The organism is Gemmatimonadetes bacterium SCN 70-22 (assembly GCA_001724275.1).
Classification (GTDB): domain Bacteria; phylum Gemmatimonadota; class Gemmatimonadetes; order Gemmatimonadales; family Gemmatimonadaceae; genus SCN-70-22.
In genome coordinates, this window is record MEDZ01000021.1 from 46,922 (window position 1) to 67,918 (window position 20,997).

Genomic DNA, 20,997 nt, shown 5'->3' on the forward strand with positions numbered 1-20,997 from the left:
CGTCTTCTCGTCTTCTCGTCTTCTCGTTTCTGTGGTCCCGTGATCATTCGCGACCCCCTCTGGAACAACATCCGCGTCGACCCGTTCGCCCAGCGGCTGGTCGACACGCGCGTCTTCCAGCGCCTGCGCTACGTGCGGCAGCTGGGGTGGGCGTACCTCGTCTATCCCGGTGCCACGCACGCGCGCTTCGAGCACGCGCTGGGCGCCTACCACCTCGCGGGCATCACGTTGCGCCTGCTGGACGAGCGCGGCGCCCTGGCAGGGATCGATCCGCGCGAGGGGGCCATCGTGCGCGCCGCCGCGCTCCTGCACGATGTGGGACACTACCCGTACTCGCACGCCCTCGAGGAAATCGGGGCCCCCCATCACGAGGAGGTCGCACGCCCGCTCATCACCACCGGCGAGGTGGCCGGCGTGCTGGCGGAGCTGGCCCCCGACGCCCCCGAGCGCGTGCTGGCGCTCATTCGCGGCACGTCGCGCTCCCCGCTGCAAGGGCTCGTCTCCGGGTCGCTCGACCTCGACAAGATCGAGTATCTCCGGCGCGACACCCTCATGTGCGGCGTCCCGTATGGCGCCATCGATGCCGACCGGCTCATCAACGCCCTGACCGTCATCCCCGATCCGGACACGGGCGCCCGTCGCATCGGCGTCCTGGAGAAGGGGCTCTCGGCGCTCGAGTCGCTCCTCTTCGCCAAGTACCAGATGTATCGCAACGTGTACTGGCACCACGCCGTGCGCAGCGCGACGGCGATGTACAAGCGCATGGTCGACATGGCGCTCGAGCGGGGGGTACTCGACGTGCGCGAACTCGGGCGCCTGACCGACGAGGCGCTGCTGCACACGCTGGAGACGCGCGCGCCCTCGCCCATGCTCGATGCGCTGCGCAACCGCCGGCTCTTCAAGCGCGCGTTCGAGTGCCCGGCCGCCGACCTGGAGGAGGACGAGGGAGAGTGGATCGCCTCCAACCGCGCGCGCGCGGTCGCCGTCGAGAACGCCCTGGCGGTGGAGTGCGGCCTCGCCCCCGGCGAGGTCCTCCTCGACTACCCCGAGAAGACGCAGATGCTGGGGCTCGACATCCCCGTGGTGCGGCGCAACGGCGAGGTGATGCAGCTGACGAGCGCCGGCCTCAGGGGGGCCCTCAACCTCACGCAGCTCTCCGACCAGCTCTACCGCACGGCGCGCTGGCTGCGGGTCTTCACGGCGCGCCCGGTCGAGCTTGGGGCAGAGCGGGTCATGGAAGTCGTGCGAGCCGGCTGACGAACGCCACGCCTCGCCGGCGTCCCCCGCGCCGGGGCGCGGGGCGATCTCACCCCTTCTCGCGTCCGCGCGCCTCGGCGAGCTTGCGCGCGATGCCGCGGTAGAACGCGGCGTGCTCCTCCTGTCCCTGCTGCTCGAAGCCCAGGGCGCACGCCTCCAGGGCGTAGAGGATGTTCCCCAGGTACAGCGCCGCGATCGCGGCAACCGTCTCGTCGTCGGCCATCGCCATTACCCGCCGTGCGCGGGCCCTTCGGCCGTCGGCGTATCGGAGGTGGTGTCGAGCTGCATCACCTGCACGACGATGGCGGTGATGTTGTCCAACCCCCCCCGGTAGTTGGCCTCCGCGATGAGCGCGTCGACCACGCGCCCGGCCGAGGCCCGCGAGAGCAGGAGCTGTTGCAGCCGGCGGTCGTCGACCATCCCCGTCAGGCCGTCCGAGGCGACGAGGAAGACGTCACCCGTCTTGAGCTCGCCCGAATAGGTGTCGGGCTCGACCACGTCGCTCGCCCCGACACAGCGGGTGATCACGTTGCTGTAGGGGTGGTAGCGTGCCTGCTCGGGGGTGAGGAAGCCGGCGTCGACCTGCTCCTGGACGTAGGAGTGGTCCTTGGTCAGCTGGCGGAGGGCGCCGTCGCGCAGGAGGTACACCCGAGAGTCCCCGACCTGTCCGATGAGGTAGCGCGACCCCGCCACGACGAGGACCGAGGCGGTCGTCCCCATCCCCTGCTTGTCCGCTTCCTGGATGGTGCGGTCGTAGATGGCGCGGTTGGCGATGCGCAGCGACTCCGCGATCCGGAGGCGCGCCGCCTCGCCGTAGGCCTCGTTGAGTTCCTGCAACTCGCGCGAGACGATCTGGACCGCCATCTCCGACGCCACTTCGCCGGCCGCGTGCCCGCCCATCCCGTCGGCGACGATGAAGACCCCCTTCTCACGCGTGGCGTGGGCGAAGAAGGCGTCTTCGTTTCCCGATCGAATCATGCCCACATCGCTGCGGGCGGCAACGGTCAGCTCCACTAGCGACCCTGCAGGACGAGGTAGATGATTACCGCACCGAGTGCCACGAGCGCCCCCCACACCCATCCCGATACGCCCGCGCGCCCAGGCGGAGCTTCACGTGATTCACTGCCGCGCGCAAGCGCCTGCGATTGCTGGTCCGCGTCGACCGGCGTCGGCGCGGACGATGCCACGGCCACCGTCGCCGCCCCACCACGGGAGTACGCGGCGGACGTCGTGGCGCCCGACACGCCGGCCGGGCGCTTCACCGCGGGAATCGCGGCCGTGGCCTGAAGCGACGGCACCTCGGTGAGCGATCGCTGCGGGACCGGCGGCTCGGGATCCGCGTAGAAGCGGAACTCGTCCGGGCCGAGGCGCACGGTGTCACCTCGCGCCAAGGCGAGCGACCCCTGCACGCGATCCCCGTTCACGAAGACACCATTGGTGCTGATGTCGACCAACTCGTAGCCACCGGGCGCCGGCACGATGCGCGCATGCCGACGCGAGACGTTGGTGGCGGCCACCACGACGTCGCACCCCGCATCCCGCCCCAGTGTGAGCCCTTCGGCGGGGACGGCGTACTCGCGTCCGTCGGTCAGCGACACGAGGCGGCCGCGTGAGCGCGCCTCGCCGATTCCGGCGCTCGGCGTCGCCGCCCGCACCTCCCCTTGGGAGGGGAGCTCCTGCGTCGTCCCCGCCTGCGCCTCGTCGGCGAATCGCAGCTCGCACCCGTCGATGACCACGCGATCGCCGTGCAGGAGCGGGGCGGGCTCACGCCCGACCGGAATCCCGTTCACGAAGACCCCCGCCTCGCCCTGGTCCACGCGAAGCGATGCATGGCCGGCCTCGCCGATCGTGATCGCCACGAGCGCGACATCCGCGGCATCACCCGGCGCGGCCCCGGGAGGAACGCGGAGGTCAGCTCCAGCTCCCCGGCCGACGCGCGTCTCGCCCTTGGCGAGCCGATACTGCGCGTCGTTGTGCTGGAGATAGGGCATGCGCTGGGGTGAGGGGCGGGACTTGGGGCACGACCGAAATCCTGCAGGCGGCGTACCCGGTGCAAGTGGGGGAAACTATTGTCTCCCCCGCTGGGGCCGCAAGCTGCGGCAGCGCTTGCTCATGCGCCGCTCTCCACCCCGCGCTGCAGGCGCCAGAGCCGCGCGTACAGTCCGCCGTGTGCCAGCAGCTCGCGGTGCGAGCCACGTTCGCGCACTTCGCCGTGATGCATCACGAGGATCTCGTCGGCGTCCCGAATGGTGCTCAGCCTGTGGGCGATGGCGATCGTCGTCCGCCCACGCATCAACTCGGCGAGCGCCCGCTGGATCTCCCCCTCGATCTCGCTGTCTACCGCGCTCGTTGCCTCATCGAGGACGAGGACGGCAGGGTCGGCGGCGATGGCCCGGGCGAACGACAGGAGCTGGCGCTCGCCGACGCTCACCGAGCTCCCACGCTCGCCCAACTCGTATGCGTAGCCGCCGGGAAGGCGCGCCACGATGCGATCGGCCCCCACCCGCGCCGCCGCCGCGCGGACGTCATCGAGTGAGCGAGGCGACGACAGCCGGATGTTCGAGGCGATGTCGCCGGCGAACAGGAAGATGTCCTGCTGCACGTAGCCGATGACGCGCCGCACCTCGGTCACGGGGAGGTCGCGCACGTCGATGCCATTCACCCGGATGTGTCCCCGCTGCGGCACGTAGAACCGCAGGAGGAGGTTGATGATCGTCGTCTTCCCCGCCCCGGTGTGGCCGACGATCGCCAGGGTCCGCCCGGGACGAGCGGTGAACGAGACATCGCGCAGCACCCACTGCGGCTCGTTCGTGGCGGCATCGTTGGCGCCGCGCTGCGCCGTAGGGTAGGCGAACCAGACGTGGTCGAATTCGATGGAGACGGGAGACGGGAGATGGGGGACGGGAGTGCCGGCCCGCGCATGCGCCACGGCGTCGCCCGCACGTCCGGTCGTCGCCGTCGTGTCCACCTCCTCGTCCAGCAGGCGAAAGATGCGCTCGGACGATGCCATGGCCTGCTGCAGCGTGTTGTACTTGTCCGAGAGGTCCTGGAGCGGCTCGAAGAAGCGGCGTACGAGCTGGAGGAAGGCGGCCACCGTCCCCACGGTCATCGTCCCGGTATCGACGCGCCACGCCCCCGTCACGAGAATGGACGCGATGGCGACGGTCGTGAGCAGTTCGATGACCGGGAAGTACAGCGCATAGACGGTGATCGACTTGAGGTGTGCGTCGAGGTGATCGGCGTTGAGCCGGTCGAACCGGCGCCCCTCCTCGCCCTCGCGCCCGAACAGCTGCACCACCCGGACGCCCGACAGGCGTTCCTGCAGGAAGGCGTTGATGCGTGCCAGTCGCGTGCGGATGGCGCGGTAGGCCTCGCGCACCCGCACCCGGAAGACGTTGGACGCCGCGAGCACGAGCGGGATGACGACGAAGGCGGCCAGGGCGAGGCGCCAGTCGACGACCAGCATCATGATGCTGATCGCCAGGAGGGTGAAGAGATCGCCCAGCCCGGCGACGACTCCCGAGGTGAAGAGCTCGTTGAGCGACTCCACGTCGGAGGTGACCCGGGTGACGAGGCGTCCCACCGGGTTGCGATCGAAGAAGGCGATGGGGAGGCGCTGGAGGTGGGCGAAGAGCTGGGTCCGGAGGTCGTGCATCACGCGCTGCCCGAGGCGCGCGGTGAGGACGGTCTCGCCGTAGCTGCAGGCGAACTGGGCGACGAGGGTCGCGGCGAAGAGGAGGGCGGCGTGCGCGATGTCGGTGGTGTCGCGCGCCGGGACGGCGACGTCGATCACGTGCCGGGTCAGGAGGGGACCCACCAGCTGCAGCGCGCCATCCACCATGAGGAGGGCGAGCGAGGCGAAGATCACCCCGCGGTACGGCCACGCGTAGCGGAGCAGGCGTCGCGCGAGCCGGGCGTCGTACGCCTTGCCGAGGACTTCCTCCTCGGTGGGATCGGGGGGGTGGTTGGACATGCCACGAGAAGGCTAGCCGACGATGGCGGAGCCCGCGAGGCACCGCGCGCGATCGGGCGCCACGTCACCGACGAGCGCCGGCGAGGCGGCGCCCCCGGCGAAGGGGCGTCGACCAGCCGTGCGACGGCTGGTAGCTTTCCGAAGGTGAAGGACGCGATCGTCATCCGGGGCGCCCGGCAGCACAATCTCAAGGGGATCGACGTGGCCATCCCGCGGCGCGCCGTGACCGTGGTGACCGGGCCGTCGGGATCGGGCAAGTCGTCCCTCGCCTTCGACACGATCTACGCCGAGGGGCAGCGCCGCTACGTCGAGTCGTTGTCGTCGTACGCGCGGCAGTTCCTCGAACGGATGGAGAAGCCCGACGTCGATGCCGTCGACGGGATCTCGCCGGCGGTGGCGATCGAGCAGAAGAATCCCACCAAGTCGTCGCGGTCCACCGTGGGGACGGCGACCGAGATCTACGACTACCTGCGCCTGCTCTGGGCGCGCGTGGGGCGCACCGTCTGCCCCCTCTGCGGGCGTGAGATGACGCCGGACACGGTGGACGCCGTGACCGACCAGCTCCTCGCCCTCCCCGCCGGGACGCGGATGCTGGTCGCCTTCCCGTTGCGGCTGTCGAGCAAGGTGACGCACGCCGTGGTGGTGGAGAACCTGCGCGCCCAGGGCTTCCTGCGCGTGGTGGCCGACGGGCGCACGCTGCACGTGGACGACTTCGCGGCCGAGCGGATCGACCTCACGAGGGTGGGCGAGCTGCTCGTCGTGGTGGATCGGGTCGCGAGCCATCCCGAGCAGCGGGGGCGCATCGCGGAAGGGGTGGCGACGGCGTTCCGGGAGGGGGAGGGAGACTGTGCGGTGGTGGTGCAGGAAGACGGGACTGGGGAGCCGGGAGACGGCGGTGGTGCCGCGCGCCCTCCCGTCGCCCGTCGCCCGTCGCGCGTCGTCCGATTCACCGAGCGCTTCGAGTGTCCCAACGACGGCACCCGCGCGCCCGCGCCGTCGCCCCAGCTCTTCTCGTTCAACAACCCGCGCGGGGCCTGCGCCACCTGCAACGGCTTCGGCGCCGTGCTGGAGTACGACGAGGCGCTCATCGTGCCTAACGCCGAACGCTCCGTGCGCGACGGGGCCATCCACCCGTGGACCATGCCGCGCTACGAGGCCAAACGGCGCGCCGTCGTCGAGTTCTGCCGCAAGGAAGGGATCGACCCCGACGCGCCGTGGAGCGCGCTCGCCCCGGCGCAGCGCCACGCCCTCCTGCACCACACCGGCCGCGGCTACAAGGGGATCTTCCCCTTCCTCCGCGACCTGGAGGAGAAGCGCTACAAGCAGTACATCCGCGTCTTCCTCCGGCAGTACCAGTCGGCGAAGGAGTGCGGGACCTGCCACGGGAGCAAGCTCCAGCCGGCCGCCCTCGACGTGCGGGTCGCCGGACGGACGATCGCCGAGGTCTCGGCCCTCCCGATCGACCAGCTGCGTGCCTGGCTCGACGCGCTCGCGCTCACGCCGTTCGAGCAGCGGGTGGCCGACCACATCCTCCGCGAGGCGCGGGACCGCGTGCGCTTCCTCTGCGACGTGGGGCTCACCTACCTCACCCTGCACCGCGCCACGCGGACGCTGTCGGGGGGCGAGGCGCAGCGCATCTCGCTCGCCAACGCCCTGGGCTCATCGCTGGTCGACACGCTCTACGTCCTGGACGAGCCGTCCATCGGGCTGCACGCGCGCGACCTCGACCGGCTCCTCGCCCTCCTCGCGCGGCTGCGCGACCGCGGCAACACGGTGCTCCTGGTGGAGCACGACCTGGCCGCCATCCGCACGGCCGACCACATGGTCGAGCTGGGGCCGGGGAGCGGCGAGCACGGGGGGCGCGTCGTCTTCGCCGGGCCGGTCGCCGACGCCGCCGCGTCGCCACTCACGGGGCAGTACCTCACCGGGGCTCGCGCCATCCCCCTCCCCGCGCGGCACCGCGCGGCGGGGCCGCGCTGGCTCACCCTGACCGGGGCGCGCGAGCACAACCTGCGCGGGGTCGACATCCGCATCCCGTTAGGCACGCTGACCTGCGTGACCGGGGTGTCCGGTTCGGGGAAGAGCACCCTGGTCCACGACGTCCTCTATCGCGCCCTCGAGTACCGCCTCACCGGCGAGCACTCGGCCAAGCAGCACCTCGGCGAGAAGGTGGGGGCGTACACCGAGCTGCGCGGCCACGAGGCGCTCGACGCCGTCGTCCTCATCGACCAGGACCCCATCGGGCGCTCCCCGCGCTCCAACCCGGTCACCTACGTCAAGGCGTACGACGAGATCCGGCGCATCTTCGCCGCGCTCCCGCTCGCCCGGCAGCGGAAGTACTCGGCGTCGACCTTCTCCTTCAACGTGAAGGGGGGACGCTGCGACAAGTGCGAGGGGGCCGGATACCTCGAGGTGGAGATGGTGTTCATGGCCGACGTCTTCGTCCCCTGCGAGGACTGCGCCGGCCGCCGCTTCAAGCCGGAGGTGCTCGAGGTCACCCTCCACGGCAAGAGCATCCACGACGTCTTGCAGCTCACGGTGGACCAGGCCATCCGCTTCTTCCCGTACGAGGAGAAGCTCGGCCAGGCGCTCTGGCAGCTGCAACAGGTCGGGCTCGGGTACCTGCGCCTGGGCCAGCCGGCGACCACGCTGTCCGGTGGCGAGGCGCAGCGCGTCAAGATCGCCCGCGAGCTCGCCCTCGCCGGACGGGCCGGCGGGCGCAAGCTCTACCTGCTGGACGAGCCCACCACGGGATTGCACCTGGAGGACGTGCGCAAGCTGGCCGAGGTGCTCGACCGGCTGGTCGACGCGGGCCATACCGTGCTCCTCATCGAGCACAACCTCGACGTCGTCAAGCTGGCCGACTGGGTCATCGACGTCGGCCCCGACGGGGGCGACGGAGGCGGAACCATCGTCGCCATGGGAACGCCCGAGGACATCGCCACGACCGACGGGTCGCACACGGGGCGCTTCCTCCGCGAGCTGCTCGACGGCGGCACCGCTCGGACGGCGACGCGACGACGCCCGGCGCCGCGTGCCGCCCGCAAGCCGCGCGCACGCTAGCTGCCGCGTCACCCCGCCGCGCGCGGGCGGGCGTGGGGCGCCGCCGGCGGGCGTCGACCGCGCGCCCCGCAACCGGTACATTGGCTCGCCACCACCGCATGGAGACCGCCCACGCATGACCAGCCCCCGCTACGCACGCGCGCTCGCACTGAGCTGCGCCGCCGCCCTCGCCGCCGCGAGCGCCGCGGGATGCGCGCGGGGGGCAGCGTCGGGCGATGGGGCGGGACGCCCCGCGCCCGCCATGGCGCCGGCGACGACGCCAGCCTTCACCATCCTGCACTTCAACGACGTGTACGAGATCACCCCCGTCGAAGGGGGACGATCGGGGGGGCTGGCACGCGTGGCCGCCCTGCGCCGGCGACTGGCCGACTCGGTCGGGCCGGTGGTCACGACCCTCGGCGGAGACTTCGTCTCCCCGTCGGCGCTCGGGACCGCGCGCGTCGACGGCGAACGCCTCGCCGGGCGGCAGATGGTGGCCGTCCTCAATGCCCTCGGCCTCGACTGGGCCACGTTAGGCAACCACGAGTTCGACATCCCCGAGGCGGCCTTCCGCGCACGCCTGGCGGAATCGCGCTTCCGGTACGTCGCCTCCAACGTGACCGACAGCGCCGGCCGCCCCTTCCCCGGCGTGTCGCCCCATGCCATCGCGACCGTTGCATCCGGCGGCCGCACCATCCGGATCGGCTTCGTCGGCGTGGTCCTTCCCGCCAACCCGCAGCCATGGGTGCGCTACGACGCGCCGATCCCCTCGCTCCGCCGGCACGCGGCCATGATCCGCGATTCGGTCGACGTGCTCGTCGCGCTGACGCACCTCGCCATCGCCGACGACCAGCGCGCCGCCGAGTCCATCCCCGAAATCGACCTCATCCTCGGCGGGCACGAACACGAGAACTACCTCCTGCAGCGCGGGGCGCACTTCACCCCCATCATCAAGGGTGACGCCAACGTGCGCAGCGTCGCCGTGGTCCGCGTCGAGGCCGGCGCGCCGGGGAGGCACCCGCGCGTGCAGAGCACGCTCGTCCCGGTGACCGATGCCCTGGCCAGCGACAGCGCCGTTGCCGCCGAGGTGCACCGATGGGTCGACAAGGCGTACGCCGGCTACCGCAGCCAGGGGTTCGCCCCCGAGAGCGTGGTGGCCGAGCTGCGCTCGCCGCTGGACGGGCGCGAGAGCGTCGTGCGCACCCGCTCCGGCTCGCTGAGCGATGTCATCCTCGCCGCGATGCGCGCCGACGTCCCCGATGCCGACGCCGCGATCTTCAATGGCGGGTCGATCCGCATCGACGACGTCGTCCCGGCCGGGCCCATCACGCAATACGACGTGATCCGGATCCTCCCCTTCGGGGGGAACCTCGTTCGGGTGCAACTCAGCGGCGCCCTGTTGCGCCGGGTGCTGCAAGCGGGGCGTTCGAATGCCGGAAGCGGCGGCTTCCTCCACGTCTCCGGCGCCTCGCTCGACGCGGCGGGGAGTGCTGTGGTGGGCGGGGCGCCCGTGGACGACGGGCGATACTACACGGTGGCGCTCACCGACTTCCTCCTCTCGGGCAACGAGGTCGGTCTCTCGTTCCTGAAGCGCGATGCCGACGGGGTACGCGGCGTGCAGGAACTGCGCGACATCCGGCAGGCGCTCATGGCGCAGTTGCGGCGGATGTAAGCGATTGGCCCGATGGGATTTGCAGCAATGCCCAAGCGGGGGGCGACGCGGGTTGACCGGGTGCGGTGGGGTGTCTACTTTTCGCGACCTGATCCCGAGTAGCTCAGGTGGTAGAGCGGGTGACTGTTAATCACCATGTCGGGGGTTCGAGTCCCTCCTCGGGAGCTGTCCCAACCGCAAAGGCCCGTGCCGGAAGGCACGGGCCTTTGCGCGTTCTGGCGACCACGGTCCGCGCACGTCCGTATGCCCGCTCGATGCACACATGCACTTGACAACATGTACGAGTGCATCGAGGTTACATGCATGAGCCAGCATGATTCAGCTCCGAAGCGTGTCCGCGAGCCCGTCCAGGTGTATCTGGAAGCCGACGACAGCGCGCTGCTCTCCCGTCTCGCGGAGGAGACGGGGCTGTCCAAGGCCGAAATCCTGCGTCGCGGCCTGCGCGGCTTCGCCACGCAGCACGGGAGTGGGAGTCCGATGCTTCGTTTCGTCGCCGACAGCGACGCCTCGGGATGGCGTACGGGGGTGGCGGCGGCACACGACGAAGTCCTGGCGGAGAGCTACCGTGCCAAGCGAAAGCAGCGCGCGTGAGTGGGGTCTTTCTCGACACGTCGGGATGGTTCGCGGCGCTGAGCCCGAAGGAGCCACGACACGCGGAAGCGTTCGCCGCCTATCGTGAATGGATCGAGGGACGCGTGGCGCTGGTTACCACCAACCTGGTGGTCGCCGAAATGCAGATCCTGCTCACCAGGTACCGGGGGAGCGCCGAGGGGCTCCGATTCCTCGACAGCCTGTACCAGGATCCCACCCACACGGTCGTCTTCGTCGATCGAACCATCGAGCGCGCGGCCGTCGACCGATGGCTGCGACGATTCGGCGATCAGCGCCTGAGCCTGGCCGATGCCGTGAGCTTCGAGGTCATGCGATCGCGAAAGCTCCGGTACGCCCTCGCTCTCGACGAGCACTTCGCCATGGCGGGGTTCGAGGCGGTGCCCTGAGGCCGCGCGCCGTCGGCGCCTAGGACGCGCGCCGTCGGCGCCTAGGACGCGCACGGCGGCGGGCTCGACGATGAGGCGCCCCACATGGGTCCACCGGGAACTTCCCCGCCCTGCGCCGGCTACAATTGTCGATGCAGTTCTCGCCGCCGAGTGCGCCGCGAACCCGCGGCGCCCTGCGCCTGCCACCGATGCCCGCCCTGCTCGGCGCCGCCCTCCTGGCCGCCCAGGGGCCCACGACCGCGAGTCCTTCCCGCCCCGACGCCGCCCCCGTGATCGAAGTCCACCCGTGTAGGCAGCTCCGAGCCGACCGCACGACCGCCCCGGAACGCCAGCTCACCTGGAGCAGCCGGTGGAGCACGGCACACGCCTCCTGGTGCGACGCGGTCGGGCCGGCGCTGGGGCATCGCCCGGAGAGCGACGGCGCACGCGAGGTCGCCCTCGAGGAGCTCGCCATCGTCTCGTGGAACATGCAGGGTGGCGGCGGCGACATCGACTCGCTCATTCGCGACATCCGACGCGGGCGCGTGCACGGCGCTCCGCGTCCGGACTTCGTGCTTCTGGTGCAGGAAGCCGTTCGCACCGGGGGCGACGTCCCCGAGCGCCCCGTCGCGGGGAGCAAGGTCGGGAAGCGCGTCGCACCAGGGGTGCAGGGGCGACGCCGGCAGTCCATCGACGAGGTTGCGCGGCGGAACGGGTTGCACCTGTTCTACGTCCCTTCGGTGCGCAACGGGGGAGCCGCCGATCCGGCAGAAGACCGGGGGAACGCGATCCTCTCATCCGTCCCGCTGGATGACCTCGAGGCCATCGAGCTCCCACTGGAGCGCGAGCGTCGCGTGGCCGTGGCCGCGCGCATTCGCACGCGGAGCGCGGCGGGTGACCCCGTCGCGGTGCAGCTGGTGAACCTGCACCTCGACCTCCGCTCGTCGTGGGGGCGCGTGCACCGCAGCCTCGGTGCGGCGCGCGCGGAGCAGGCGCGGAGCACGGTGGAGCGCTTCACCGGCGATTCGGTCGTGGTGGTGGGCGGCGACCTCAACACCTGGTTCCGGGGGCACCGGGAAGACGCCGTGCGCATCCTGCGCGAGGCGTTCCCTCACGCGGATACCGTGACCACGACGCGCACCCTCAGCACGCCGGCGTTCCTCCCCGACCTGACGCTGGATCACCTGTTCTTCCGGCTCCCGGGCGGGATGTCGGCCACGCACGCGGTGCTGGGAGATCGCTACGGCTCCGACCACTACCCCGTGGCGGCGCAGTTGCGCCCGCGGGCGCTGCGCTGACGCGAGCCGCTGACGCGAGCCGCTGAGGGGCGCCTGAGGGGCGCCTGAGGGGCGCCTGAGGGGCGCCTGAGGGGCGCCTGACGCACGACAGAGGCACATCGGGCCCGCGCCCGACGCCCCGCGACCGCATGCGTCCGCGGGGCCACCGAGGGTGGCCCCGTGACCCTGCGCGACGCTATCCGGCCAGCACCGGGAGCCGCCGGAGCTTCTCCTCCCACTCCTTCGGCCCGCTCTCGTGCACGTTGTGCCCGGCCGCATCCACCGCGACCGTCACCGGCATCTCCTCGACCTCGAACTCGTAGATCGCCTCCATCCCTAAATCGGCAAAGGCGACGACGCGAGACGACCGGATGGCCTTGGACACGAGGTAGGCCGCGCCGCCCACCGCCATGAGATAGGCCGCCTTGTGCTTGCGGATGGCCTCGAGCCCAGCAGGCCCGCGCTCGGCCTTCCCGATCATCGCGATGAGCCCCGTCTGCCCGAGCATCATCTCGGTGAACTTGTCCATGCGCGTCGCCGTCGTCGGCCCGGCTGGCCCCACCGCCTCGTCGCGCACCGGATCCACCGGCCCGACGTAGTAGATCACGCGGTTGGTGAAGTCGACGCCATCGGGGAGCGTCTCTCCCTTGGCGAAGAGGTCGGCGATGCGCTTGTGCGCCGCGTCGCGACCGGTGAGGAGCTTGCCGTTGAGCAGGAGGCGGTCGCCGGCCTTCCAGGTGGCCACGACTTCCGGCGTCAGCGTGTCCAGGTCCACGCGCTTCGCGTTCGCATCCGGCTTCCAGGTGACCTGCGGCCAGTCGGAGAGCTTCGGGATCGGGAGTTGCGCGACGCCGGAGCCGTCGAGCGTGAAATGCGCGTGGCGCGTGGCGGCGCAGTTGGGAATCATGGCGATCGGCTTCGACGCGGCGTGCGTCGGGTAGTCGAAGATCTTCACGTCGAGCACGGTCGACAGCCCGCCCAGCCCCTGCGCCCCGATGCCTAACGCGTTGATCTTGTCGCAGAGCTCGATGCGCAGCTCCTCGATCTTGTTCTGCGGCCCGCGGGCCTTGAGCTGCGCCATGTCGATGTGCTCCATCAGCGACTCCTTGGCCATCACCATCGCCTTCTCGGCCGAGCCGCCGATCCCGATCCCCAGCATCCCCGGGGGGCACCACCCGGCGCCCATCTGCGGGACGGTCTTGAGGACCCAGTCGACGATGGAGTCGCTGGGGTTGAGCATCGCGAACTTCGTCTTGTTCTCCGACCCGCCCCCCTTGGCGGCGAGCTTGACCTCGACGGTGTCGCCGGGGACGAGCTCGTAGTGCACCACGGCCGGGGTGTTGTCGCGCGTGTTCTTGCGCGTGAAGGCGGGGTCGGCGACGATCGAGGCACGCAGGACGTTCGTGGGCTCGAGGTAGGCGCGGCGCACCCCCTCGTTCACCATCTCCTGCACCGACATCGACGCGTCCCAGCGTACGTCCATCCCCACCTTGAGGAAGACGACGACGATCCCCGTGTCCTGGCAGATGGGGCGATGTCCCTCGGCGCACATGCGCGAGTTCGTGAGGATCTGCGCGATGGCATCCTTCGCCGCGGGAGACTGTTCGCGCTCGTACGCGTCGGCCAGTGCCTGGATGTAATCCAGCGGGTGGTAGTACGAGATGTGCTGGAGCGCGTCGGCGATCGACTGGATGAAGTCGGCTTGTTTGATGGTCGTCATGCGTCGAAAGCTACAAGGAATGCTCCACGTGCCCAACCACCGCCGTGTGACATACATATCTTGCCCCCCCCTCGAGTCGACGCTAGGGTAGAGCGTCCTGCCAATCCCGGCATGGCCGAGCAACGTTGGAGGCAACATGCGAAACGCATTCGCGGGGTTGATGACGGTGGTGCTTGCGGGGCTCCTGCTCGCGGGAGCACCAATGCTGACGGGGGCGCCGGCGAACGCCGCGTGCACGGACGACGGGTGTCCGAACGCCAATCCGAACGTGGACTGCTGGACGAATGGGCAGTGGTATTACAACCTCTGCAACCAGGCCTGCATCTGAAGGTGAACTGCGCGGGCGAGTCGCCCCTGTCGACGCGCCCGCGCCACACCAGAGGCCCCGAAGCGCCCCCACACGCCCACATCGAACTGGAGGATCCACGGTGCCGATCTGTCGCCGCGCCAGCCTCGTCGCATGCGTCGTGATTCCGCTCCTGCTGGCGTGGAGGGCCGCTCCCGCGCAATCGCGGTGGCGTCTTTCCGATCCGGTAGTCGCGATCGGTCGAGGCGAGAGTGCGGGATTTGGAAATGTCGCTGGGGCCCTTCGCCTTGCAAACGGCGGCATCATCGCCGCCGACGGTCAGACCCTCGAACTTCGCTACTTCGACGCCAGTGGGCGACTCGTCGCACGGGCCGGGCGGCGAGGTGATGGCCCGGGGGAGTTCCGATCGATCCGCGCCCTGTTGCGGTGCGGGGGCGACTCGGCATTCGTATACGATCCGATCCTCTTGAGGGTCTCGGTATTCGCGCCGTCTGGTCGATACGTTCGCGCTATCGATCTGCGGGCGGCGGGGATCGGCATTCCTCCATACGAGGCGTACTGCAACAGCCGCGGCATGTTGGTATTTGTCAACCGGTCGCCGTCACCGCCCGCGGCGATCGGCCCGCGACGTCCGATGGTTGAACTGACGGCTCTCCCCACATCCGGCTCGGGACTCAAGTCGTTCGGGCGCTCCCCCGCCAGCGAACGCTATTTCACCGGACGGGAGGACATGCCGCGCCCGCTTGGCGCGCTCACACTCGTTGCCGTCGGGCCCTCGGGTATCCACGTGAGTACCGGGCGAGATGAAGCTGGCGAGCGCCGCGTGGAGATCCGAAGAATGCGGGCCGACGGGACCCCGCGCCGTCCCGCGATCGTGGACCTCCCGCGCGCGCGAGTGACGAGTCGACAGCTGCAAACCTTCATCGACGCGCAGGTCGACGCGCAGCGCAGCCGGTCGGACGGCGCACGCGTGCGCAGCCTGCTGGAATCGTTGCAGTACCCCGATGAGTATCCGCCGCTCGCCCGACTCCTCGCCGGCGCGGGCGGTGACCTCTGGGCATCCGAGTATCCGATCCCGGGCGCCGATTCGGTCCGCTGGCACGTGATCGCGCCGGATGGAGCGTTGCGCGCCACGCTCATGGCCCCCGTGGCGCTCGACATCGTCGATGTCGGCGACGGCGCACTGCTCGGGGTCTGGCGCGACGACATGGGGGTGCCGACCGTGCGGGTGCATCGGTTTGGCGCGAGCGGTGGGAGAGCTGACGCTCGTCGCTAGGGGCGGGGCGTGTGGCGACGCGGGGCCCCGAACCGACAATGGTTCAAATGACCCAAGCCATCCCCTTCGTGTGGTCGTAGTCTCCTCGCACGGCGCCGCGGAGGTCGCGCGCTGGCCTCCACGGTGAGACGACCGCAACGAAGGTGAGCGAAATGGCAGCGCGAACGATATTTCGGTGGGGTGGGCGGATCGTGGCAGGGCTCCTGGTGCTGGTGCTCCTCGGCGCCGCCTCCGCGTATGGCGTCTCCGAACGCCGCGGACGCCGGACGTACGACGTCCCCGAGCACTCGGTCACCGTCGTCTCCGACTCAGCGACGATCGAGCGCGGCCGTCACCTGGCGACGATTCGCGGCTGCAACGAGTGCCATGCCCCGAACATGGGGGGGAGGGTCATGGTCGACGACCCGGCCATCGGGCGCCTCGTGAGCACCAACCTCACGAATGGGCGCAAGGGCGGCGCCCTCTCCGATCGTGACTGGGAGCGCGCGGTACGGCACGGGGTGCGCGGCGATTCCACCCCGCTCACCGTCATGCCGGCGCACGAGTTCACGGGCTTCGCCGACGAAGACCTCGCCGCGATCATCGGGTGGACGCGAAGCTTGCCGTCGGTCTCCGATTCGCTTCCGACCACGCGCGTCGGTCCGCTCGGGCGCGCGCTGCACGCGGCGGGAGAACTCGTCCTGTATCCCGCCGAGCGAATCGATCACGAGGCGGTGCACCCCGGGCGAGTCGTCCCCGCCCCGGATGCGCCGTACGGCAAGTACATGGCGGCCGGGTGCATCGGATGCCACGGCGCCACCTACTCGGGCGGCAAGATCGCGGGCGCCCCGCCCGAGTGGCCAGCGGCCGGGAATCTCACGCCGACGGGGATGACAGCATACGACGAAGCGAGCTTCATCGCCGCCCTGCGCACCGGGAGGCGTCCCGACGGGACCGCGATCCGTCCGCCGATGGACCCGAAGCTGATGGGGGCGATGACCGACGTGGAGCTGAAGGCGGTCTGGGCCTTCCTCAGAACGCTCCCGCCCAGGGCGACGGGCGAGCGATAGGCGTCGCCACCGGCAACGACGACGAGGCGCGGCCGGCGGGCCGCGCCCTTTTCACGTTCCTTGTGGCCGTGGCGTAGGCTCCACACGCGGTCGCCGGAGCGCGACTACATTTCGGCATCGCGGCGCACTTCCGCGCCCGTCCGAGCATCGTCCGACGTGTGAGCCTGCAGCAGCTGTACGCCCAGTACCTCCCGATCCTGCGTCCCGTCCTGCGCGTCGGCCCCATCGTCGGCGGGATCGCGATCCTGGCGTGGCGCGTACGCGAGACGCGCGTGCCGGTCACCCCCCGCGCCATCGTGATCCCGCCGCTGGCGATGAGCACCGGCTTCGCCATGTTCGCCGTCCCGATGACGCGCGTTCCGTGGTCGTGGGCCATCGGCGCCTTCCTCCTCGGCGCCCTCGTGCTCTCCTGGCCGCTGGTGCGCTCCACCCGCCTGGAGCCGCGCGATGGAGTGATCTACGTGAAGCGGTCGCGCGCGTTCATGGCGATCCTTCTCGTATTGCTGGCACTGCGGCTCGCCCTGCACGACTACGTTGGTCACCTGGTGACGCCATTGCAGACGGCGGCGCTGTTCTACCTGCTGGCGTTCGGGATGATCGTGCGGTGGCGCGGCGTGATGTACGGGCAGTATCGCGCGCTGGCCGGCACCCGCTAGTACCCTTCCGCACGACGGCCGGCGCGCCAACACCCCTCCGCGTCGCCGGCGCGCCCCGGGAAACGGTTCGGGGGCCCCATCGCGCCCTAACGCGACGGAGCCCCCGTGTTACGTGACCGCGCGGCGCGGTGCGCCTTACAGCCAGTGCGGACGTGCTTACCAGCCTCTGGCGATCCGCGCCGTTCTAGGGTCAGTAGACAATGGATCACCTCCTCGCTGCAGGGTGGACGTTGAGGGTACGGTAGCGCGGGGGAAGATCGGCGGTGGACCGGGGGGGCGCAATACTCCCGCCGGGGCCACGTCGCAGCACGGCGCTTTGACGCCGCGTATCCCCGGGGATAGGATCTTGCCGACCGCTTCCGGCAGGGCGAGGCGCACCTTCATGAGCATCACCTCATGCGGCGCGTGCCCCGCGTGCCTGCCGGCGCACGCCACCCCCGAGGCCGTGATGCCACACGCTCCCCGCTTCGCCGCCCGCGCCCTCGCCGGGCTCCTCCTTGCCCTCCCCTCGCTCGCCCTGGCCCAGGGCGCGGCGGCTCCCGCGCGCATCGCCACCGACAGCTACCGTCAGCTGCATTGGCGCACGATCGGCCCCGAGGGGAACCGCTTCACCTCGGCGGCCGGGATCCCCGGCGACCCGCTCACCTATTACGTCGGCGCCGCATCGGGCGGCGTCTGGAAGACGTCCGACGGCGGGACCAACTGGACCCCGCTCTTCGACGACCAACGGGTGCAATCCATCGGCTCGCTCGCCGTGTCGAAGTCGGACCCCAACGTCGTCTGGGCCGGGACGGGCGAGGGGAAGATCCGCAGCCACATCTCGATCGGCGAGGGCGTGTACAAGTCGGTCGATGCCGGAAAGACCTGGACGCTGATGGGGCTCGAGAAGACGGCGCGCATCCCGCGCACCATCATCCACCCCACCGACCCGAACACGGTCCTCGTCTGCGCGCTGGGGCACGCCTACGGGCCGCAACCGGAGCGCGGCGTGTATCGCACCACCGACGGCGGGGCCACGTGGACACGCGTGCTGTTCGTCGACGAGAACACCGGGTGCTCGGACCTGGCCATGGACCCCAGGAATCCGCGCATCCTGTTCGCCGGCATGTGGCAGTTGGAGATCCACACCTGGGGGAGGACCAGCGGCGGGCCGGGGAGCGGGCTCTTCATGTCGCGCGACGGCGGCGCCACCTGGACGCGCCTCACGGGGCATGGGCTCCCCAAGGGACCGGTGGGCAAGGTGGCCGTCGCCATCGCCCCGTCGAACCCCGATCGCGTCTATGCGCTGATCGAGACCGGCGACGGCATTCCCTGGAACGGACAACCCACCGAGAGCGGGCAGCTGTGGCGCTCCGAGAACGGCGGCGAGGACTGGGCCCTCGTCAGCCGCGACCGCAACGCGATGGGGCGTGCGCACTACTACTCGCGCATGGCCGTCGCTCCGGACGATGCGGACGAGGCGTACTTCCTGACCGCGTCGTACGCCAAGACGCTGGATGGCGGGAGCACGATCCGCGTGCTCGGCGGCGGACTGGCGCCGGGCGGCGACCACCACGACATCTGGATCGACCCCACCAACGCCAACCGCCAGATCGTCGCCCACGACCAGGGGCTCTCCATCACCCAGAACCGCGGCAAGACGTGGTACCGCCAGCGCCTGCTCAACGCGCAGATGTACCACGTGACGGTGGACAACGAGATCCCGTACAACGTGCTGGGAAACAAGCAGGACGAGCCGTCGTATCGCGGGCCGTCCAACTCGCGCGTCATGGGCGGACGCGGCGCCGGGATCTCGCGCGGGATGTGGCACTCGGTGGGGGGCGGCGAGAGCGGATGGGCGACCCCGGACCCCACCGACTCCCGGATCATCTGGTCGACCGCGTCGGGCTCCGGCATGGTCGGCGGGATCGTCGTCCGCTTCGAGGAAGACCGCCGCCAGTTCCGCAACGTCGAGGTCTGGCCGCAGCAGTCCAACGGCCCGGCCGATGGGGTGAAGTACCGCTTCGTGTGGGACTCGCCGTTCCACATCTCGCCGCACGATCACAACACGATCTACGTCGGCAGCCAGCACGTGCACCGTACCACCAACGGGGGGCAGAGCTGGGAGGTGATCTCCCCCGACCTCACGCTGAACGACCGATCGCGCATGGGGCCTTCGGGGGGGCTCACCCCCGACAACATCGGCGTCGAGTACGCCGGCGTGGTGTACGGCATCGCCGAGTCGCCGCGCGAGCAGGGGCTCATCTGGGTCGGGACCAACGACGGCCTCGTGCAGCTGACGAGGGACGGCGGCAAGACGTGGACGAACGTCACGAAGAACATCCCGAACCTCCCGCCGTGGGGGTCGGTGCGGAGCATCGCCCCGTCGCGCTACGACGCGGGGACGGCGTACCTGACGGTCGACTTCCACCAGGTGAACAATCGCGATCCGTTCATCTACAAGACCACCGACTACGGCAAGAGCTGGAAGAGCATCACCACCGGCATCCCGAGGAGCGCGCTGAGCTACGCCAAGGTCATCACCGAGGACCCGGTACGCCGCGGGCTGCTCTACGTGGGGACGGAGAACGCGATCTACGTCTCGTTCGACGACGGGGAGAACTGGCAGCCGTTGCAGAACGACCTCCCGCACGCCCCGGTGTCGGGGATCGTGGTCCAGGAGCACTTCAACGACCTGGTCATCTCGACATACGGGCGCGGCTTCTGGATCATGGACGACATCACGCCGCTCCGGCAGCTGACCCCTGACGTGCTGGCCAAGGGCGCGCACCTGTTCACGCTGCGCGCGGCGTATCGCTTCCGCCCCATCACCGCCCCGTCGACGACGTACGACGACCCCACGCGCGGCGAGGATCCCGAATACGGGGCCTCGATCAACTATTACCTCAAGGCGCCCGTCGCGGGCGGGGTGAAACTCACCGTGACCGACGCGCAGGGCCAGGTGGTGCGCACGCTGACGGGGAGCAACGCGGCGGGGATCAACCGCGTCTATTGGGACCTGCGACACGAGCCCACCATGGAAGTCCGGCTCCGCACCAGCCCGATATACGCCCCGCACATCATCCCCGGCCCCAATGGGCGCACGGCCCCCGGGACCGGGCAGCTCGCCATCCTCGCCCCGCCCGGGCGCTACACGGTGACGCTGTCGGCGGGAGGGGTGGAGCAGCGCCAGCCGCTCGAGGTGCGCAAGGACCCGAACTCCGGGGGGACGGAAGGCGACATCGCCGAGCAGGTGCGCCTGCTCGCGGCGGTGGCGCGCGACATGAACGACGGCGCGGATGCCGTGCATCGCATCGAGGCGGTGCGGGTGCAGGTGGACGCGATTGCCCGCGTGGTGGACGACGGGGACGTGAAGCGCGCCGCCGAGGCGCTGCTGCAGAAGTTCACCGACCTGGAGATGAACCTCGTGGACTTGCGGCTGACGGGCGGTGGACAGGACGGCGTCCGCTTCGGCTCCAAGCTGCTGGGGAAGCTCAACTACCTGGCCAATGGCCTGTCGGGATCCGACTACCGGCCCACCGACCAGCACGTGGAGGTGCAGGCGTTGCTGGACGGCCAGCTCAAGGAACAGCTGTCGGCGCTGGACGGGTTGATCACGAAGGAGCTGGCCGCCTTCAACGAGCTGCTGAAGGCGCGAAGCGTCCCCAACGTCGTCGTGAAGCCGCGCGGCCCCATCAGCGACTGATCGGGCCCGCGGCACCTTGCGGCGGCCACCGGCGGACGTTGGTTGTCCACGGGCGGCCGCCGCTGGCGTTTCTTCCCCTTCCACCATCACACGAGAGACCGCCCGT

General features: G+C 70.4%; 15 protein-coding genes and 1 tRNA gene. 11 read left to right on the forward strand and 5 right to left on the reverse strand.

The genetic code is table 11. From position 1 onward, the window contains the following. Nucleotides 1-39 precede the first annotated feature (39 nt). Nucleotides 40-1,257 carry a hypothetical protein gene (locus ABS52_11640; GenBank protein ID ODT02924.1) on the forward strand — a complete coding sequence of 406 codons (1,218 nt, stop codon included), beginning with the start codon at nt 40-42 and terminating at the stop codon, nt 1,255-1,257. Between the two features lie 49 nt (nt 1,258-1,306). Here the strand turns inward: ABS52_11640 and ABS52_11645 are convergent, their stop codons facing one another. From ABS52_11645 to ABS52_11660, 4 genes are all read right to left on the reverse strand, one after another. Then, nucleotides 1,307-1,486 (reverse strand): hypothetical protein, encoded by a 180-nt coding sequence (locus ABS52_11645; protein ODT02925.1) that lies wholly within the window; start codon nt 1,484-1,486, stop codon nt 1,307-1,309. Further along, a complete protein-coding gene (locus ABS52_11650) occupies nt 1,486-2,235 on the reverse strand; it encodes a hypothetical protein (protein ID ODT02947.1) in 750 nt (249 codons plus the stop codon). Before ABS52_11650 ends, ABS52_11645 begins: the two co-directional genes overlap by 1 nt. Nucleotides 2,236-2,270: 35 nt before the next feature. Next, nucleotides 2,271-3,248, reverse strand: a complete 978-nt coding sequence (locus ABS52_11655; GenBank protein ODT02926.1) for a hypothetical protein — start codon at nt 3,246-3,248, stop codon at nt 2,271-2,273. 119 nt (nt 3,249-3,367) lie between these two features. Continuing rightward, entirely contained in the window at nt 3,368-5,230 is a 1,863-nt protein-coding gene (locus tag ABS52_11660) for a hypothetical protein (protein ID ODT02927.1), read from the reverse strand. A gap of 144 nt (nt 5,231-5,374) precedes the next feature. On the opposite strand from ABS52_11660, the gene ABS52_11665 reads away from it, so the two are divergent. The 6 genes from ABS52_11665 (at nt 5,375) to ABS52_11690 (ending at nt 12,219) form a co-directional block, all read left to right on the forward strand. After that, the gene (locus ABS52_11665; GenBank protein ODT02928.1) at nt 5,375-8,293 is read left to right on the forward strand and encodes an excinuclease ABC subunit A; all 2,919 of its coding nucleotides are present in this window, start codon (nt 5,375-5,377) and stop codon (nt 8,291-8,293) included. A gap of 241 nt (nt 8,294-8,534) precedes the next feature. Continuing rightward, entirely contained in the window at nt 8,535-9,944 is a 1,410-nt protein-coding gene (locus tag ABS52_11670) for a hypothetical protein (protein ID ODT02948.1), read from the forward strand. A 92-nt stretch (nt 9,945-10,036) separates the two neighbouring features. Then, a tRNA-Asn gene (locus ABS52_11675) sits at nt 10,037-10,109 on the forward strand. A gap of 138 nt (nt 10,110-10,247) precedes the next feature. Continuing rightward, complete coding sequence (locus ABS52_11680) at nt 10,248-10,535, forward strand: hypothetical protein (protein ID ODT02929.1); 288 nt, start codon at nt 10,248-10,250, stop codon at nt 10,533-10,535. After that, entirely contained in the window at nt 10,532-10,942 is a 411-nt protein-coding gene (locus ABS52_11685) for a hypothetical protein (protein ODT02930.1), read from the forward strand. Before ABS52_11680 ends, ABS52_11685 begins: the two co-directional genes overlap by 4 nt. A 131-nt stretch (nt 10,943-11,073) precedes the next feature. Beyond that, the gene (locus ABS52_11690; GenBank protein ID ODT02931.1) at nt 11,074-12,219 is read left to right on the forward strand and encodes a hypothetical protein; all 1,146 of its coding nucleotides are present in this window, start codon (nt 11,074-11,076) and stop codon (nt 12,217-12,219) included. Nucleotides 12,220-12,394: 175 nt separating this feature from the next. Here ABS52_11690 and ABS52_11695 read toward each other — a convergent pair whose 3' ends face one another. Continuing rightward, nucleotides 12,395-13,918, reverse strand: a complete 1,524-nt coding sequence (locus tag ABS52_11695) for a fumarate hydratase (GenBank protein ID ODT02932.1) — start codon at nt 13,916-13,918, stop codon at nt 12,395-12,397. Nucleotides 13,919-15,063: 1,145 nt separating this feature from the next. Here ABS52_11695 and ABS52_11700 point away from each other — a divergent pair. From ABS52_11700 to ABS52_11715, 4 genes are all read left to right on the forward strand, one after another. Next, on the forward strand, nt 15,064-15,501 hold the full coding sequence (locus ABS52_11700; GenBank protein ID ODT02933.1) for a hypothetical protein: 438 nt from the start codon (nt 15,064-15,066) through the stop codon (nt 15,499-15,501). A gap of 317 nt (nt 15,502-15,818) precedes the next feature. Then, nucleotides 15,819-16,550, forward strand: coding sequence for a hypothetical protein (locus tag ABS52_11705; GenBank protein ID ODT02949.1), 732 nt, complete (start codon nt 15,819-15,821; stop codon nt 16,548-16,550). 173 nt (nt 16,551-16,723) lie between these two features. Then, complete coding sequence (locus ABS52_11710; GenBank protein ODT02950.1) at nt 16,724-17,206, forward strand: hypothetical protein; 483 nt, start codon at nt 16,724-16,726, stop codon at nt 17,204-17,206. 448 nt (nt 17,207-17,654) lie between these two features. Further along, nucleotides 17,655-20,891, forward strand: coding sequence for a sialidase (locus tag ABS52_11715; GenBank protein ID ODT02951.1), 3,237 nt, complete (start codon nt 17,655-17,657; stop codon nt 20,889-20,891). Nucleotides 20,892-20,997 lie beyond the last annotated feature (106 nt).

Bases quoted from the DNA above. Each gene is read 5' to 3' on its own strand.
- ABS52_11645 (ODT02925.1), bottom strand. From the start codon at position 1,486: ATGGCGATGGCCGACGACGAGACGGTTGCCGCGATCGCGGCGCTGTAC.
- ABS52_11650 (ODT02947.1), bottom strand. From the start codon at position 2,235: ATGATTCGATCGGGAAACGAAGACGCCTTCTTCGCCCACGCCACGCGT.
- ABS52_11655 (ODT02926.1), bottom strand. From the start codon at position 3,248: ATGCCCTATCTCCAGCACAACGACGCGCAGTATCGGCTCGCCAAGGGC.
- ABS52_11660 (ODT02927.1), bottom strand. From the start codon at position 5,230: ATGTCCAACCACCCCCCCGATCCCACCGAGGAGGAAGTCCTCGGCAAG.
- ABS52_11670 (ODT02948.1), top strand. From the start codon at position 8,535: ATGGCGCCGGCGACGACGCCAGCCTTCACCATCCTGCACTTCAACGAC.
- ABS52_11680 (ODT02929.1), top strand. From the start codon at position 10,248: ATGAGCCAGCATGATTCAGCTCCGAAGCGTGTCCGCGAGCCCGTCCAG.
- ABS52_11690 (ODT02931.1), top strand. From the start codon at position 11,074: ATGCAGTTCTCGCCGCCGAGTGCGCCGCGAACCCGCGGCGCCCTGCGC.
- ABS52_11695 (ODT02932.1), bottom strand. From the start codon at position 13,918: ATGACGACCATCAAACAAGCCGACTTCATCCAGTCGATCGCCGACGCG.
- ABS52_11700 (ODT02933.1), top strand. From the start codon at position 15,064: ATGCGGGCCGACGGGACCCCGCGCCGTCCCGCGATCGTGGACCTCCCG.
- ABS52_11715 (ODT02951.1), top strand. From the start codon at position 17,655: ATGCCACACGCTCCCCGCTTCGCCGCCCGCGCCCTCGCCGGGCTCCTC.